Raw genomic sequence first — 15,895 nt, forward strand, 5'->3', positions numbered from 1 at the left:
ATGGTTAGAAACCGCAAAACATTCACCCCTGAATATAAAATCTCAGCATAAATTGAAAATAATGGTCAAAACATTTGGATATTAACATAGAAAGCAGATAATTTGAACTTGAAGCCCCCACTTCTGCCTACAATATCCTCTTACTCCACAATGTGACTTGAGGCAATACACAATATCATTCCCATAAGTTGTAGGCATTATCCAAAATCAGTCTGGAAAACATCTGCGTAAGCATTATTACAGGTATAGATATTCAGCACATACCGCTTTGATGTCCTGATCCACTTGGCTGGTACAGAGATATACCTGAAGACAAACGCTTTTATGCGACTTGTTGCATTGAGTCCGAACTTCTTTACGTCAAGTCTTTGAATAATGGCCTTGTAAAAGTTACGGATTATACCGACTATCAAATCGCCAATAACCGCCACAGAAGTAGATACTCATGAGAGAACGGATGATTTCGCTGTACTGATAACCGAACGATCCACACCTTAGACCGAGGGTTGAGTCGATTACAGATGATAATGTGGAGTCAACTTGCTCCATGATTGAAAATAATCCCCCAAAAGGAGTGAGTCTCTCAGATTTAATTTGTATCTTCGCCATGTCTATCGTCGGATTCTCTTGTTTTTTTTTGCAACACTAAGATAAGTGAAAATTCTGACATGGCAAAATCCTGAGCAACTTTTTGTTGCTCAGGTACTTAAAAAGTTTAATTTATAATAGTGTTACGGAATTAAGGTTTACAAATACAAATTTTATAAATGCCTTACTTGCTCTTAGTACTATAAAGAGAATGCTGCAAAGAAAACCGCACACTGCACTTACGCTTAAATTTCATGTTGCAATGTATGGAAAGTAAAAAAATAATCTTACTTTTGCAAATAGTTTGAGACATGCGTTTTCACTCTATTAAAACAATACGATAATGCAAAATAACAAGCTACAGGCATACCACACGCACCATCACCATCACAGACATGGTGCAAGAACATTTAATGAGCGACAAACATCCGCGAAAAAAAGAAGGGCAATACTATCCAAGGTACTGTTTGCTACCGGATGCGTTATTGCCACTGCGATTGTCATAGCCGTTTTTTGGCTCTACACCAACGAATAAGGTGTAGCATGAAATGGATGATGAAATAATCTGACAAAAGGCCTCAGGATTTTTGAATATTTAGGAGCAAAGGGGTTGTCGCTTGCAAATAAGCGAAAAATGAGAGTTTTTCACAAGTGCTTGTAGATCATTGTGTTGTAACGATAAATTATATTTCTCTTTGAGAAAGTTTTCTTGCCGTACTGCCATTGTTGCCTAATGGCACCGTGATTAACCCTTATTTTTCATGTAAATACTGCTTAAACGGATGGCGTTTAATACGTAATCACCCTGCCTTGAGATACGAATCGAAATAGATACAACAAAATCACACTCCATTGTTCCATCGTTTGGGCGACAAACTTAACCATTGTTTCCACGGAATGCCAATTTTGAGGATGCCATTTTTTATGATTGTTTTTTGACAAAACAGCCGGTGTAAGTTTTGCCGTCAGCCAACGCGGGCGCAAAATACAAGGCGCGCCTTGCCAATCATTTGGCAAGATTATGACAGGGCAAACATAAAATTGTAGGTCTCAAAGACCCGAGCTCGAGCCCTGGCAATGGCAGGGACGTGGCAATAATGGAAAGCAAAATCATGGGTTAATATTTCTAAAATAATAAAGGTTGACTTGATCGCTATGCGAGAAATTATTTATCTTTGTTATCAAAAGGATGGAAATGAAGAGATACCCTATCTGTTTTTTTATCGTAATCATGTTGGTGGGAGCATTGAACGCTTCCGCGCAGAAAACGCGACCAACATCAGCGAGACATACGTCGAGCGCAACTCAGGCAGATACGCATAGCCTTAAAATATTTAAAAGCATGTTGCCGGCTACGGCCAAAGTCATGTTTATTGATAGCGTGGTGGTGAGCAAGGCTGCTTTTTTATCCAAAATACCTCTGAATAAAGATATTGGGCAAATAACAGTGAAACAAGATGGCAATGCGAAACAGGCATTCGTGCAATTTCAGAATGATTTTGGAGGCCGGCGTATTTATGCGGATGGCGACACCACCGGCACTTCGCTTTACAGTCAGTTTCTGTTAGGTGATGGCTGGAGCAAGCCGTCTGAAATCGCGGACATTGATGGTGATACATTCACTTTTCCCAACTATCCTTTTTTGTGCGCTGATGGCACAACCATGTATTTCTCTGCTTGCGGCCCAAATAGCATAGGCAAACGCGACATTTTCGTAACCACGTATGACAGTGACAGGGGGCGTTGGAATGAGCCTCAGAACTATGGGTTGCCATACAATTCTACCGCAAACGACTATATGTTGGTCATTGACGACGTAAATTCGTTGGGCTGGTTGGTCACCGACAGATTTCAAACGGACGACAAGGTTTGCATTTACACTTTCGTTCCCACCTATCCACGGCTTGATTTTTCTGCGGATAACCTTACAAACAACCAGCTTGAGCAATTTGCCAAAATCACCGATATTAGTAGCACGTGGTCTTTCGGAGATCGTGACGAGGCCTTGGAACGGCGAGACAACATGCTTAAAAAAAATCAGTCTCTTTCAAAATCTGAGACCGAGGTGCCGTTTGTCCTTGACAACAAAAGAATTATTACTTCGCCAACTGAATTAAAATTTTTAGGAGCGCGAAAATTATTCAAGCAATGGCGAGAACTTAAATCCATGATTAAAAAAACGCAATCAGACTTAGATTTAACGCGCTCGGCATATTCAAGGGCAAACGACGCCGACTTACAATCGCTGGCCCGAAAGATCGGTCAACTTGAAAAAGAGCTGCAACAGCAATATCGCGACATCCATCTTATAGCCAAAAAGATTAGACAAGAAGAGCTCCAACCATAAGGATGGGGCAATGTAAAATATAGTTTGAAAAACCAAATTTAATAGATATGAACAATTATTTTGCCGAATCCGAATTGATTATTAATAGTGACGGATCTATCTTTCATCTGCACTTGCGTCCGGAACAAATGGCGGACAAGATTATCCTTGTGGGTGATCCTGGGCGAGTGGACAGAGTGGCCTCGCATTTTGACACCAAGGAATGCGAGGTGAACAATCGCGAGTTCCGGTCAGTTACTGGAATATATAAAGGCAAACGTATCACCGCGCAGAGCACGGGAATAGGGTGTGATAACATAGATATCGTGCTCAACGAAATGGACGCGTTGGCCAATATCGATTTCAAGACCCGGACCGCCAAGCCTAAACTTAAGTCGCTCACGTTCGTCAGGGTGGGCACATGTGGCGGATTGCAGCCCAATACGCCAACAGGCACTTATGTGGCATCGGTTAAAAGTATCGGGTTTGATGGCTTGATTAACTTCTATGCCAACCGTGACAAACACTGCGACGTCGCTTTGGAAAAGGCGTTCAAGGAACACGTGGGGTGGAAAGATACAATGGGGAACCCTTATGTGGCGCCAGCTGACAAGACGCTTTTGGACCAAATCGCGGCAAACGATATGGTTCGCGGATATACGGTGGCATGCGGAGGATTTTTCGGGCCACAGGGCAGACAGTTGCGCGTGCCATTGGCAGATCCAGATTTGAACAAAAAAATAGAGTCTTTTGAATACGATGGATTGCGCATCACCAATTTTGAGATGGAATCAAGCGCGGTCGCTGGTCTGGCTAATCTGATGGGGCACAAGGCCTTGACATGTTGCATGGTGATTGCAAATCGATTGGAAAAACAGGTTAACAGTAATTACAAAAACTCCATTGACGATCTTATCGTAAAAGTGCTCGACCGCATTTAACAATAAACGACACGGGCCCTTCTCATCAATGAACATTTTAGACAATGACACTATCGTAGCCTTGGCAACACCCTCGGGTGGTGCCATTGGCGTTATAAGGCTTAGTGGGCCATCGGCTATCGCCATTGCCAACAATCTTTTTTGCGCCACAAGAAAAGATTGCACTCTCTTGGAGGCAAAAGGTAATACGCTGCAATATGGTGTGTTGCGCTCAAAGGATGGAGAAGAGCTCGACGATGTCGTGGTGAGCGTGTACCGAGCCCCACACAGCTACACAGGCGAAGACTGTGTGGAGATAAGTTGTCATGGCTCGGCCTACATACTCCAACAGGTGTTACAAAGTCTTGTCGCCTCGGGCGCGCGCCAAGCGAGGCCGGGAGAATACACGTTGCGAGCTTATCTTAATGGCAAGATGGACTTGTCGCAAGCCGAGGCCGTCGCGGATATTATCGCGGCAACTAACAAGGCTACGCACAAACTCGCCCTAAGCCAACTAAAAGGTCATTTTAGCGGCGAATTGGAAAAACTGCGCGCGCAATTGCTGAAATTGACCAGCTTGATAGAACTTGAGTTGGATTTCAGCGACCACGAGGAACTTGAATTTGCTGATCGCGGTGACTTGAAAAAACTTGCCACGGCCATACATAGCCGTCTCTCCACCTTGGCCCGCTCTTTTGAAACGGGCGCGGCGATAAAAAAAGGCATCCCTGTTGCCATTATTGGCAAGACCAATGTTGGCAAGAGCACCCTGCTCAACAAACTTTTACACGAAGACAAAGCCATTGTTAGTGACGTGCATGGCACCACCCGCGATGTTATAGAGGATACGATAGATATACATGGCGTAACTTTTAGGTTTATCGACACGGCAGGATTGCGAAAGACACAAGACAGGGTTGAACGTATAGGCATAGAGCGCACATATCATAAAATGAGCGAAGCCGCCATCATCTTATGGGTTGTTGACGCAGCCCCGACCGCTTCGGAGTTGGAACAACTGATGGGACACGCCAAGGATAAAAAAATCATTATCGCTCACAACAAGATAGACTTGTCTTCTCGCAAGGATAATCTTGTGGGCCTTATAGAGACAGATTGTTCCGCCTGCCCATCCAATGTGACACATGTTTACATCAGCGCCAAGCATGCGATAGGGCTTGATACCTTGGAACAAAAGGTCTATGAAGTGGCGGATATTCCTGAAATAGACGAGAACTCGGTGATAGTAACCAATACACGTCATTATGAAGCCCTCACGAAAGCAAAAGCAAGTGTTGAGCGTCTCATCGAGAGCATGGACATGAACCTGAGTGGAGACCTGCTTGCCGAGGACTTGCGCCAATGCCTTGATGAGTTGGCGGAAATCACAGGTGGGTCCATAACTTCCACGGAGGTGATACATAATATATTCAATCACTTTTGCATCGGCAAATAGTTTGATTGTAAACTGTTTGCGACAGATTGCCGACAACTATGCGGAAGTCGTCGGTAAATGAAACTATAATGACGAGTGGGAAAGCGCTGTCTCCCGGTGAGGAATTTGCAAGAGATTGGATTGTGATTGCGGCAATAGGTATGCCGTATGCGAAAGCGCGTGTAAGGTGATGTGAGTGGGCTGTAAATACGAAAGCAGGAGATAAATGCCCACTGTTGGTATTTATCTCCTGCTCAATTATTAGATTTCTTACTTTGTTTCTATCTCTTCTTTCATGTCAATGAATTCTCCTCTTGAATCGTAGAATTCATATTGCAAAAACGCAAGTTTCTCTGAAGAGATGACACGCACTCCAATTCCATATTTTAATTGCCACTTACGTTTGAGGCTGAGTATGCCTTGATTTATGTAAGCTGCTACATACGGATGAACGTGCAAGTAGAATTTCTTGACGCCAATCTTGTTGACTAATTGGTCAATTTTTCCTTCAAGCTGGTCAGTGAATAAGATGCTCGCCCTGATTTTCCCAGTGCCGTTACAAGTGGGGCATGCCTCCTCAACATTGACATCCATGGCAGGACGCACACGTTGACGAGTTATTTGCATAAGGCCAAATTTGCTCAGAGGCAGAATGTTATGACGTGCTCTATCTTTTTGCATGGCTTTGCACATGCGTTCGTAGAGCATTTGTCGATCCTCCGCCAAATTCATGTCGATAAAGTCTACTACAATGATTCCTCCCATATCACGTAGCCTGAGCTGCCTGGCCAATTCATCGGCGGCACCAAGATTGGTATCCAATGCTGTGCCTTCTTGTCCCTTTTCGTTTTTTGAACGGTTACCACTGTTCACATCCACAACGTGCATTGCTTCGGTGTGTTCGATGATTAGGTATGCTCCGTGAGCGTAATTCACCGTCTTGCCAAAGCTTGATTTGATCTGCTTTGTAATGTTGAAATTATCAAAGATAGGTGTTTTTCCATTATACATCTTGACGATGGCTGCCTTTTCGGGGGCTATCATGGAAACGTAATCCTTTACTTCTTTGAAAATATCCTTGTCGTTAACAAAAATGCTTTCGTAGCTTGGGTTGAAGAGATCTCTAAGCAAGGCAATGGCCCTGCCCTCTTCTTCATATACGAGTTGTGGTCGGTTTTGTGTCTTTTGAACTTTAACAATGGCATCTGTCCAATGTTTTGTTAAAATCTTAAGTTCCGAATCAAGCTCCGCTACTCGTTTGCCTTGTGCTACGGTACGTACAATTACACTGCAACCTTTTGGTTTGATACTGTGGATGAGTTGTTTAAGCCGTGCTCTTTCTTCGCTTTTTTTTATCTTTGAAGATACGGAAACCTTGTCGCCAAAGGGTATAAGAACAAGAAAACGACCGGCAAAACTTAGCTCGCCGGTAAGCCGGGGCCCCTTGGTGGATATCGGTTCTTTGACGATTTGTACTAAAACTTCTTGTCCTACCTGCAAAGTTTGTTGCACGCTGCCGTCTTTTTTAAGGTCGGGTAGGTGAGAGGCTTTGCTAAAAGAAAAGAGTTTTTTTCTGTCGCTCTGTACCTGCTTTAGATATTTAGCGTAAGAGTTGAATTGACTTCCTAAGTCAAGATAATGCAAGAAAGCGTCGCGTTCGTAACCAACATCAACAAAGCATGCGTTCAAACCCGGCATGAGTTTTTTTACTTTCGCAATGTAGATGTTTCCTACCGAGAAATTTATCGAACGAGGCTCGTTCTGATATTCCACCAGTCGCTTGTCTTCCAAGAGAGCTATGGAAATCTCTTTAGGTTTTGCGTCGATAATTACTTCACTTGTCATTTCTTGGACATTAAACTATAAAAAGTAAGGGGGCTTGCCACCGAGGCTTCCCCCTTCTCATAGCAAATCAATGATTATTTGCTCTTATGACGATTTTTACGCAATCTTTTTTTGCGCTTGTGGTTGGCCATCTTGCGGCCCTTCTTTTTTTTACCGTTTGGCATAACTGTAAATTTTAATGTTATTTTAATAATATTATGTAGGGTATTCCTTATTCGCCTTTCATTTCATCAACAAATGCTTTCGCAGGCTTGAAGCTGGGTAAATTATGTGCTGGAATGGTGATGGTGGTGTTTTTGCCGATATCTCGCGCTGTCTTAGCGGCACGACGCTTAATGATGAAACTGCCAAATCCGCGCAAATATACATTCTCTTTTTTGTCAAGCATGCACCTTTTGACTGTTTCCATAAAACTTTCGATTACAACAGCAACCTCTTTTTTTTGCAATCCAGTTTGTTCTGTGATTTCACTGATAATATCTGCTTTTGTCATTTCTGATATATTTTTTATTTGATATTGTTGATATTCCTTTGTAATTGAATTGCAAAGGTACAAGATTTTCTTCTTATTTGGAAATTTATTTTGTTTTTTTTTCATTTATAAGGTTAGTTTTTGTGTTTGAGAAGTTGCTTGTTTTCAATTTGTTACCGAATTACGGTGGTGGGTGGATGGAGTTGGCTTGTAAAGTAACGAAAATAAAAAAGAGCTGCACTATAATTGGCAGCCCTGCTTTTTGTGACTCCGGCGGGATTCAAACCCACAACCTTCTGATCCGTAGTCAGATGCTCTATTCAGTTGAGCTACGGAGCCAATATATGACATGTAAACTTATATAAGAAGTGACTCCGGCGGGATTCAAACCCACAACCTTCTGATCCGTAGTCAGATGCTCTATTCAGTTGAGCTACGGAGCCTTTCTTAATAAGCGGTTGCAAAGGTACGATAAAAAAATAATACATCCAAATGTTTGGAATGTTTTTTACCGTATTATTGTTTATTTCTTATCTTTGTCGCTACTTGATTGAGCTTTACCTTTATATGATTTATTTAAGCCAGCAATTACTTCGTTTGTAATGTCATAAGCCTTGTCTGCATATAACAGATTGTCTCCTTGTTTGGCGAAAATCATGCCATATTTCTTATCTTTGTTATATGCGGCAAGATAGTGTTGTAGTGAGTCGTGCAATGCTTTGTTAAATTTTTCTGTTTCTGCTTGAAATTCACTGCTAAGCCGTTGGTTTAGCACTTGTAAGTCATTGTTTTGTTTTTGCAATCCTATTTGAACCCTTTCGGCTTGCTCTTGTGTATAAGCGTTTTGTTGTATTTTTTGCTGGAAGTTTGCGGCAGCAACTTGCAATTGTTGTTGTTTTGAAGCTAAGGTTTTTTGAATATTATTACCTTTTTGCTCGAGTATTTTGCTATATTCTTTGCAGAATTTATATTGTGACATTATAGAATCTACCTCTACATATGCCAATCTGTTACTTGGTGCTACTTTGTCAGTTGTGTTAGAAGTTGCTTTGTCATCCATTTTGGATTTGCTTTTGTCACAAGACGATATTAAGATTGTTGACACAGTGACCATAGACAGGATGGCGAAAAGATTTTTTGTTTTCATATTTTGTTTTCTTTTATTCAATTACCATATATAATAGGTATAATACTTAAAATGCTTGCTTATTTTGGATAGCCTCCTTGTCTTGCGTCAACACACAATGTATACCACGTTTTTTCATGGCAGCATTGTCGTGTATATGTTGAGAATCAAATTTGCCATCTTTCCTAACGATTATCTTGATAGATAGCAAAGCAACGGAAATAGCAATTATTAACATGCCCAAGAGTATGGATCCTATCATTTTTATTATCTTTGCACAAGATTAAGTGTTTTAATGGTTGCAAAGTTAGTGTAAAAAGACCATATCGCAAAAGAAAAATAGATAAACCTTTAAAAAATAAGATTATGGCAGAATTAAAACCCGCTCGCGTATTCGAGCAGTTCGCTAAGATTAACCAAATCCCTCGTCCCTCAAAACATGAAGAGCAAATTATTTCCTATCTACAACAATTTGCCAAAGAGCGCAATTTGAGTTGTGAAGTAGATAAGACAGGCAATGTAATTATCAGAAAACCAGCCAGCAAAGGTCTTGAAAATTTGGCCGTGACGGTGTTGCAAAGCCATATGGATATGGTTTGTGACAAGTTGGTTGATGTGGAATTTGACTTCCACAAGGATCCCATTCAGACCTATGTTGAGGGAGAATGGCTGCATGCCAAGGGCACCACTCTTGGAGCCGACGACGGTATTGGTTGTGCCATAGAACTGGCCATCCTCGATTCTAATGACATTGAACACGGACCATTGGAATGTCTCTTCACACGTGATGAGGAGACCGGACTCACGGGTGCGTTTGGTCTTGAGGCAGGCTTTATGTCAGGAGAATATCTTATCAACTTGGACTCTGAGGACGAAGGGCAAATATTTGTGTCGTGCGCTGGCGGTATCAACACCACCGCTTCGTTCAATTTTGAACGTGAAATGGCCCCCGAAGGTCATTTCTTTTTAGAGGCTTCTGTCAAGGGATTGATAGGTGGTCATTCTGGTGATGATATTGAGAAAAAGCGTGCCAACGCCATCAAGATACTCGCGCGGTTCCTTTATATGCAGCAAGAGAAGATGGATTTGCGCCTTGCGCAGTGGAATTCTGGTAAGATGCACAATGCCATAACACGTGATGGCAAGATCGTTTTTGCCGTTCCGTCTGATAAGAAAGACGACGTGAAGGTAGATTGGAACGTTTTCACCAAGGAGGTCGAAGACGAGTATCACGTAACAGACACCAACATGGTTTGGTCTTTGAAGAGTGCCGATGCGCAAACTGTGATGCCAAAAAGTGTCAGCAAAAATCTTATATTGGCTTTACAAGCACTCGACAATGGTGTGTTCGCCATGTGTCAAGATAAGGCTCTCGAGTGGATGGTCGAGACCTCAAGCAATGTGGCAAGTGTTCAGAGTGAACAGTCCAAGGTGGTCGTTGTGTCGAGCCAACGTTCAAATGTGATGAGTAATTTGCGCAATATGGCCAATACCGTTAAAGCCACTTTCCAGCTTGCCGGCGCTGAGGTTGTGCAAAATGATGGATATCCGGCATGGAAAATGAATCCTAATTCTAAACTTGTTAAGATTACGGTGGATGCTTATAAAAAGCTCTTTGGCAAGGAACCCATAGTAAAAGGCATTCATGCTGGTCTTGAATGTGGTCTGTTCTCTGAGAAATATCCTAATCTCGACATGGTAAGTTTCGGTCCTACTTTGCGTTTTGTTCATACTCCTGACGAACGTTTACACATCCCAACTGTGCAGATGGTATGGGATCATTTGCTTGAAATATTGAAAAATATCCCTCAGGCCAAAGCATGATCGAATTGAAACATAAGAAATATATCATTGGTATAGTCTTGTTCTCGGCCCTGTTCATGGGCTGTGGACAAGACCATCAAGCACGCTCTTTGATCAAGGATTTCGTGAAGTCTGATATGTCAATCGAAGATTTTGATATCTTGCAATGGTCTGATATACAGTCCGCACACTTTGTCTCAGACTCCATTATACAGGTTATGCGCCAAAGGGCTGTGGAATGTAGGCAGGTAAAACCATCTACAAAATACCATCAAAGAACGGACGATTTAAAATTTATCCATGTCAAGTATGTTACTCACAAAGATACTGTCAAGCAAACATTTTATTTGGATGACGCTATGACTGGCATTGTAAGTTTTAAAACCGACTAAACAAAAAACACCCCAATCCACAGTATCACTACTCAGATTGGGGACTTTTTAACCTTTTAAAAACTAACCTTAACCTATTGAAATGAATCTATATTGCAAATATAAACATTTTATTCGTTTGTTTTGTCAATATTTCAGTAAACTTTCATAGGTATTTATCATTTTTTAAATTTATATGCTAAAAAAGCTCTTTTTTCGCTTTTTATATACTTATTATTGCAAATATTCATCATTTTTATTTCCTGTACCGGATCGTGCCATGGCTTAAAATTGTCTCAGAGCACCCAAAAGCTCAGAATTTTCACTCTTTGTTCCAACGGTGATGCGCAAACAGTTTTCGCATAGCTCCACTTCGCTTTTGTTTTTCACAACAATCCCTTTTTCTATCAAATATTTGTATATAGATTGTGCGTCGGTCATTTTGGCCAAGAAAAAATTGCTGTCTGATGGATATACACGTTCGCATATAGGCAAATATTCAAACGCTTTCATCAATTGGCTGCGTTCTTGCAGTAACATTCTAACCCATTTTTCAACATCTTGCCTGTGCTCAAGGGCCTCGATCGCATGGCGTTGCGTCAACATGTTTATGTTATAAGGGTGTTTCACCTTGTTAAGCAATTTGATAATTTGCTTATTGGCAAAGGCCATGCCCAAACGTATGCCGGCGCATCCCCAAGCTTTGCTCATGGTGTTGAGCACTATAATATTGGGATATTTTCCTATCTCATTGCGAAAGACTTTCGCTGGCGAAAAGTCGCTATAAGCCTCATCTATCACGACGATACCGTCAAAGCCTATTATTATTTTCTCAATTTCCGTTTGTTGCAGGTTGTTTCCCGTAGGATCGTTTGGGCTGCAAAGCCAAATCACTTTCGTGTTAGCGTCGCATGTTTCAAGCATTTTTTTTGCGTTGAGCTGAAATCCCTCGCTTAGCGATACGGCTCTGTATTCCACGTCATTGATATCCGCGCATACTTTGTACGTGCCGTATGTGGGTGCGATAGCCACTACGTTGTCTCGTCGAGGCTCGCAAAACACACGATACACCAAGTCTATTACTTCGTCGGTTCCATTCCCCAAGAAGATATTTTCTGGAGCCACGCCTTTTACCTGAGATAGCGTGCCCTTGAGTTTTGTCTGCCAAGGGTCTGGGTATCGGTTGTGAGGCTTGTTGTAAGGATTTTCGTTTGCGTCCAAAAATACGCGCGCGTCATCTTTGTCAGGCTTGTTCAATGATGTTTCATCAGGTGATAACAGCCAGATGTTTTTACGCACCAATTCTTGCAATGCTTTCATATATCTCGTTTTTGGGTGTTGCTAATATATCGTCGCTGCCTTGGTCCGTGTGTTCTATTAAACACGTTGACATGATGTTCTGCCCTTTACCCATTTGGCTTCACTTGATGTAGTGTATGAGAGTTGGGGCAGAATGATATTTTATTAATTATCTTAAAAAACTATGCAAATGTACTGTTTTTTAAGCTATTATGCAATAAATGTTGTACTTTTGTGGCCAAATAAGTTTGTATGCGACATTTAATTCCAACGTTTTTTCTGTTGCTATCCTTTGCTTTAGCGTCTTGTGATAGTCAGCAGCGGTCTGAAGTTACGCCTTGGGGAACCCAAATCGGTGTCGACTCCATACCGCAAGGAGACTCGTTTGGATTTGATGACATTGTAAGCAATGGCGAGATGATCGTGCTTACGATGTCTGGGCCTGATACCTACTTTGATTATCATGGTCGTGGAATGGGCCTACAATATATGCTATGCGAGAAGTTCGCTCAGGCTATCGGGGTTTCTTTGCGTGTCGAGTTGTGCAAAGACACCACCGAGATAATCTCTCGCCTCAAGGCTGGTGATGGTGATATCGCAGCCATCCAGTTGCCCCAGTCCATCAAGGGGCTGAGTTTTGCCGGCGCGCGTGTCGACACTTTGAAAACCGCTTGGGCTGTCCAGAAAGGCAATGCGGAATTGGTAGATGCGCTAAACCAATGGTTTAAGCCACAAATGATAGCCGAGGTCGCTCAGCGAGAGCGTTTTCTTCTGTCCACCAAGGCTATCAAACGCCGAGTCTATTCGCCCATGCTCGATCGTGCGGGCGGTGTAATCTCACGTTTCGATCACTATTTCAAGTACTACGCGTCTTTGGCCCGGTGGGATTGGCGGCTCATGGCTGCCCAGTGCTATCAGGAGTCCACTTTCGACCCCAATGCTCGTTCATGGGCGGGTGCTTGTGGGCTCATGCAGATTATGCCGGGCACGGCCGCCCACTTGGGCTTGGAGAAAAGTCGCCTCATGGAACCTGAAGACAATATCGCTGCCGCTGCCAAATACATCAGGGAGCTCAACGGCTTGTTTCGCGACGTGCCTGCATCTGAGAGAGTGTCATACGTTTTAGCCAGCTACAACGGTGGCCACTATCATGTACGCGACGCCATGAACTTGGCTCGAAAATATGGCAAGAATCCTAACCGCTGGGCTGATGTGCAAGAGTTTATTCTAAAACTCAGCTCACCTACTTTCTATAAGGACAATGTTGTCAAGTATGGCTACTTGCGTGGCTCAGAAACCGTGGATTATGTTTCCAAGATTCATGCGCGCTGGGCTCAATATCGAGGCGTGGCCCGGGGTGGTGGATTTTCTTTTCCCCAAACCATGCCTGAGAGATCCAAGCGTGGCAATAGATGGCACATTTGATGTGTGACCCACTACAGTCAAGGTACGAACGATAAGCTCGTATCGTTATAGAGCGTTATTCAATATGGCAAAACATGGCGCTCACAGCAATAGCCTCAGCGTATTTTTTTGTAGCTCACCACGGCCCATACGTTAATGATGGCAGCAAACAACAGCAATACCAATACATTTCTGGCTATGCTTGTTAATCCACCTCCACGAATAAACACGGTGCGCATGCCATCTATAAAATAGGACACAGGGTTTAGAATTGTCATTTTGCGAGCCCAATCGGGCATGCTCGAAACAGGTGTGAACAGTCCACTAAGCAACATCACGAACATGACAATAAAAAACATCACGAACATAGCTTCTTGCATGGCCTCACTATAGTTGGATATGATAAGACCTATCCCGCTGAAAATTAAGGCTAAAATCATGGACAAAAGATATACCAAAGCTATATTTCCTGCAGGATAAATGCCGTATGCCACCCAAGCTAAGATAATACATTCTGTCAGCACAAACAGTGCGATGAGCCAATAAGGTATCATCTTTGAAATAATAAACTCAAATTTGGTCACAGGCGTTACATTTATCTGCTCGATGGTGCCAGTCTCCTTTTCACTTACAATGTTAAGGGCCAGCAGAAAGCCGCACAACATGATAATCACTAACGACATCAAGGCTGGTATCATAAACAATTTGTAGCTTTTGTGTGGGTTGAACAGTGGCATCGTAGAGAAAGGGAGTGATATGGGCTGAACCTGATTTTCCTGCAAGTTTTGATTTATGATATTGGTCAGATAGGCCGACCCCATACCACCTTTGGTGCCATTCACGGCGTTGGCGGCGATGAGCACCTGTGCTCCTAAGCCGTTTATTTGCTTTAACTCATAATCTTTTGGTATCACCAATACCACGTCGGCATCGCTGCGTTCTATGTCTTTCAGGGCTGCGTCGTAGGAGGCAGCAGTACCAGTAAATTTAAAATAAGGAGACGAGTATATGCGCTGCGTCAGCCTTTGAGACGTCATGCTATGGTCGTGGTCCACCACAGTAATGTGGATATTCTTTACCTCCAAGTTTGTTATCCATGGGAAGATGAGCATGATAGCGATTGGAAAGATCAAGATAAGTTTTGGTATGAACGGATTATTCCGTATCTGGATAAACTCTTTTTCTATGAGATAGCGCAACGTCATGACAATCTTATTTTAAACTTCTTAAAAGCAATGGTCAACAACAATAGCGTCATGCCAGCCAGTACTAACAGCTCCTTGTAGATCATCTCCACACCCACGCCCATGATCATGATTTTTCTGACAGCTGACACATACCAGCGAGTTGGTACGATGGCAGACACATATTGCAACAAGATGGGCAAACTCTCGATGGGATAAATCATGCCCGAGAGCATGGTGCTGGGCATAATAAGTAGCATGCCTGATATCAACAAAGCTACAACTTGTGTTTTGGCAGCCACGCTAATGAGCAAGCCCAATGATAACGAAAGTATGATATAGAGCAGTGAAACGCCAGTGATAGTCAGGATGCTGCCTGCAATGGGCACCGACAAAACAAATTTGGAGATGAGTAAGATGCAAGTTAAAATCAAGATTGACAATACAAAATAAGGCACTGTCTTGGCTATCATGATATAGATAGGTTTGATGGGCGACACTAACAACACCTCCATGGTGCCTCTTTCTTTCTCGCGCACAATACTTACCGATGTCATCATGGCGCAAATTAACATCAAGAGCATTCCCATGATGCCAGGAACAAAATTGTAGGCACTTTTCATCTGTGGGTTGTACAACAGTTTGATATTGGCTAATGGTTGGTTTGAGGTGTGGCTGTCATTTGTCAGTTCGTCCATGATGATCTGTTGTGCGTAGTTCACTTGTTGCTCGGCCATGTTGGGATCGGTGTAGTCTACAAGCATCTGTACTTGTGCTTGTCGACTGAAACGATTGTTGGCAAACCCATTAGAGAACGCTATTGCCATGTTCACTTTGTTGTCTGCCAACAACTGCTTAGCCTCAGCGGTCGTTCCAACAGTGTTTGTAATGACGAAATACTCAGAGGCGTCAATGCGCTTTGCCACCTCATTTATACGCTGATCCATTGTCGAAGTGACGATAGCCACTTTTACATTTTTAACGTCGCTTGTAATGGCAAATCCGAAGATAAGCATCATTACGATGGGCATGCCAAACAAGATGAGCATGGTACGTTTGTCGCGTACGATGTGCTTGGTTTCCTTGACAACGAATGATATAAACTGTTTCATCGCTATATTT

12 protein-coding genes, 2 tRNA genes and 2 pseudogenes are annotated in these 15,895 nt (G+C 42.6%); 6 read left to right on the plus strand and 10 right to left on the minus strand.

Annotated elements, in window-relative coordinates; genetic code table 11:
* Positions 1 to 197: 197 nt before the first annotated feature.
* A pseudogene (locus C7379_RS12925) lies at positions 198 to 413 on the minus strand (IS1380 family transposase); the annotation flags it as partial.
* A gap of 10 nt (positions 414 to 423) precedes the next feature.
* Positions 424 to 609: pseudogene (locus tag C7379_RS13195) on the minus strand (IS1380 family transposase); the annotation flags it as partial.
* Between the two features lie 1,174 nt (positions 610 to 1,783).
* Here C7379_RS13195 and C7379_RS05765 point away from each other — a divergent pair.
* Genes C7379_RS05765 through mnmE form a run of 3 tightly spaced genes read left to right on the plus strand, consistent with a single transcriptional unit; the run spans position 1,784 to position 5,290 of the window.
* Positions 1,784 to 2,935: an OmpH family outer membrane protein gene (locus tag C7379_RS05765; RefSeq protein ID WP_133241874.1), complete on the plus strand. Its 1,152-nt coding sequence runs from the start codon at positions 1,784 to 1,786 to the stop codon at positions 2,933 to 2,935.
* 47 nt (positions 2,936 to 2,982) lie between these two features.
* Positions 2,983 to 3,855, plus strand: coding sequence for a nucleoside phosphorylase (locus tag C7379_RS05770; RefSeq protein WP_116616425.1), 873 nt, complete (start codon positions 2,983 to 2,985; stop codon positions 3,853 to 3,855).
* A gap of 28 nt (positions 3,856 to 3,883) precedes the next feature.
* Positions 3,884 to 5,290 (plus strand): tRNA uridine-5-carboxymethylaminomethyl(34) synthesis GTPase MnmE, encoded by a 1,407-nt coding sequence (gene mnmE / locus C7379_RS05775; RefSeq protein WP_116616426.1) that lies wholly within the window; start codon positions 3,884 to 3,886, stop codon positions 5,288 to 5,290.
* Between the two features lie 249 nt (positions 5,291 to 5,539).
* Here mnmE and C7379_RS05780 read toward each other — a convergent pair whose 3' ends face one another.
* The 5 genes from C7379_RS05780 to C7379_RS05800 all read right to left on the minus strand — a co-directional run bounded on the left by C7379_RS05780 (position 5,540) and on the right by C7379_RS05800 (position 8,733).
* The gene (locus C7379_RS05780; RefSeq protein WP_116616427.1) at positions 5,540 to 7,114 is read right to left on the minus strand and encodes an Rne/Rng family ribonuclease; all 1,575 of its coding nucleotides are present in this window, start codon (positions 7,112 to 7,114) and stop codon (positions 5,540 to 5,542) included.
* A 211-nt stretch (positions 7,115 to 7,325) separates the two neighbouring features.
* Positions 7,326 to 7,712 carry an HU family DNA-binding protein gene (locus C7379_RS05785; RefSeq protein ID WP_419185305.1) on the minus strand — a complete coding sequence of 129 codons (387 nt, stop codon included), beginning with the start codon at positions 7,710 to 7,712 and terminating at the stop codon, positions 7,326 to 7,328.
* 139 nt (positions 7,713 to 7,851) lie between these two features.
* Positions 7,852 to 7,925 (minus strand) — tRNA-Arg (locus C7379_RS05790).
* A 30-nt stretch (positions 7,926 to 7,955) separates the two neighbouring features.
* Positions 7,956 to 8,029 (minus strand) — tRNA-Arg (locus C7379_RS05795).
* 80 nt (positions 8,030 to 8,109) lie between these two features.
* A complete protein-coding gene (locus tag C7379_RS05800; protein WP_116616428.1) occupies positions 8,110 to 8,733 on the minus strand; it encodes an OmpH/Skp family outer membrane protein in 624 nt (207 codons plus the stop codon).
* Between the two features lie 345 nt (positions 8,734 to 9,078).
* Between C7379_RS05800 and C7379_RS05810 the strand changes: the two genes are divergently transcribed.
* Entirely contained in the window at positions 9,079 to 10,536 is a 1,458-nt protein-coding gene (locus C7379_RS05810) for an aminoacyl-histidine dipeptidase (RefSeq protein ID WP_116616430.1), read from the plus strand.
* Positions 10,537 to 10,541: 5 nt separating this feature from the next.
* On the plus strand, positions 10,542 to 10,907 hold the full coding sequence (locus C7379_RS05815) for a hypothetical protein (protein WP_133241875.1): 366 nt from the start codon (positions 10,542 to 10,544) through the stop codon (positions 10,905 to 10,907).
* 264 nt (positions 10,908 to 11,171) lie between these two features.
* Here C7379_RS05815 and hisC read toward each other — a convergent pair whose 3' ends face one another.
* On the minus strand, positions 11,172 to 12,206 hold the full coding sequence (gene hisC / locus C7379_RS05820; RefSeq protein ID WP_116616432.1) for a histidinol-phosphate transaminase: 1,035 nt from the start codon (positions 12,204 to 12,206) through the stop codon (positions 11,172 to 11,174).
* A 231-nt stretch (positions 12,207 to 12,437) separates the two neighbouring features.
* Between hisC and C7379_RS05825 the strand changes: the two genes are divergently transcribed.
* Entirely contained in the window at positions 12,438 to 13,610 is a 1,173-nt protein-coding gene (locus tag C7379_RS05825; RefSeq protein ID WP_116616433.1) for an MltF family protein, read from the plus strand.
* A 95-nt stretch (positions 13,611 to 13,705) separates the two neighbouring features.
* On the opposite strand, the gene C7379_RS05830 is transcribed toward C7379_RS05825, so the two are convergent.
* Together C7379_RS05830 and C7379_RS05835 are read right to left on the minus strand one after the other, a co-directional pair.
* The gene (locus C7379_RS05830; RefSeq protein WP_116616434.1) at positions 13,706 to 14,794 is read right to left on the minus strand and encodes an ABC transporter permease; all 1,089 of its coding nucleotides are present in this window, start codon (positions 14,792 to 14,794) and stop codon (positions 13,706 to 13,708) included.
* Positions 14,791 to 15,885 carry an ABC transporter permease gene (locus C7379_RS05835; RefSeq protein WP_116616435.1) on the minus strand — a complete coding sequence of 365 codons (1,095 nt, stop codon included), beginning with the start codon at positions 15,883 to 15,885 and terminating at the stop codon, positions 14,791 to 14,793. The genes C7379_RS05830 and C7379_RS05835 overlap by 4 nt, the downstream gene beginning before the upstream one ends.
* Positions 15,886 to 15,895: the final 10 nt, after the last annotated feature.

This window comes from Hallella colorans (assembly GCF_003096815.1).
In the GTDB taxonomy this organism is placed as follows: Bacteria; Bacteroidota; Bacteroidia; order Bacteroidales; family Bacteroidaceae; genus Prevotella; species Prevotella colorans.

Excerpts from the sequence above, each read along its gene's own strand:
- C7379_RS05835 (WP_116616435.1), bottom strand. The coding sequence starts at position 15,885 with ATGAAACAGTTTATATCATTCGTTGTCAAGGAAACCAAGCACATCGTA.
- C7379_RS05780 (WP_116616427.1), bottom strand. The coding sequence starts at position 7,114 with ATGACAAGTGAAGTAATTATCGACGCAAAACCTAAAGAGATTTCCATA.
- C7379_RS05765 (WP_133241874.1), top strand. The coding sequence starts at position 1,784 with ATGAAGAGATACCCTATCTGTTTTTTTATCGTAATCATGTTGGTGGGA.
- C7379_RS05800 (WP_116616428.1), bottom strand. The coding sequence starts at position 8,733 with ATGAAAACAAAAAATCTTTTCGCCATCCTGTCTATGGTCACTGTGTCA.
- C7379_RS05785 (WP_419185305.1), bottom strand. The coding sequence starts at position 7,712 with ATGAAAAAAAAACAAAATAAATTTCCAAATAAGAAGAAAATCTTGTAC.
- C7379_RS05825 (WP_116616433.1), top strand. The coding sequence starts at position 12,438 with ATGCGACATTTAATTCCAACGTTTTTTCTGTTGCTATCCTTTGCTTTA.
- C7379_RS05810 (WP_116616430.1), top strand. The coding sequence starts at position 9,079 with ATGGCAGAATTAAAACCCGCTCGCGTATTCGAGCAGTTCGCTAAGATT.
- C7379_RS05830 (WP_116616434.1), bottom strand. The coding sequence starts at position 14,794 with ATGACGTTGCGCTATCTCATAGAAAAAGAGTTTATCCAGATACGGAAT.
- mnmE (WP_116616426.1), top strand. The coding sequence starts at position 3,884 with ATGAACATTTTAGACAATGACACTATCGTAGCCTTGGCAACACCCTCG.
- hisC (WP_116616432.1), bottom strand. The coding sequence starts at position 12,206 with ATGAAAGCATTGCAAGAATTGGTGCGTAAAAACATCTGGCTGTTATCA.
- C7379_RS05770 (WP_116616425.1), top strand. The coding sequence starts at position 2,983 with ATGAACAATTATTTTGCCGAATCCGAATTGATTATTAATAGTGACGGA.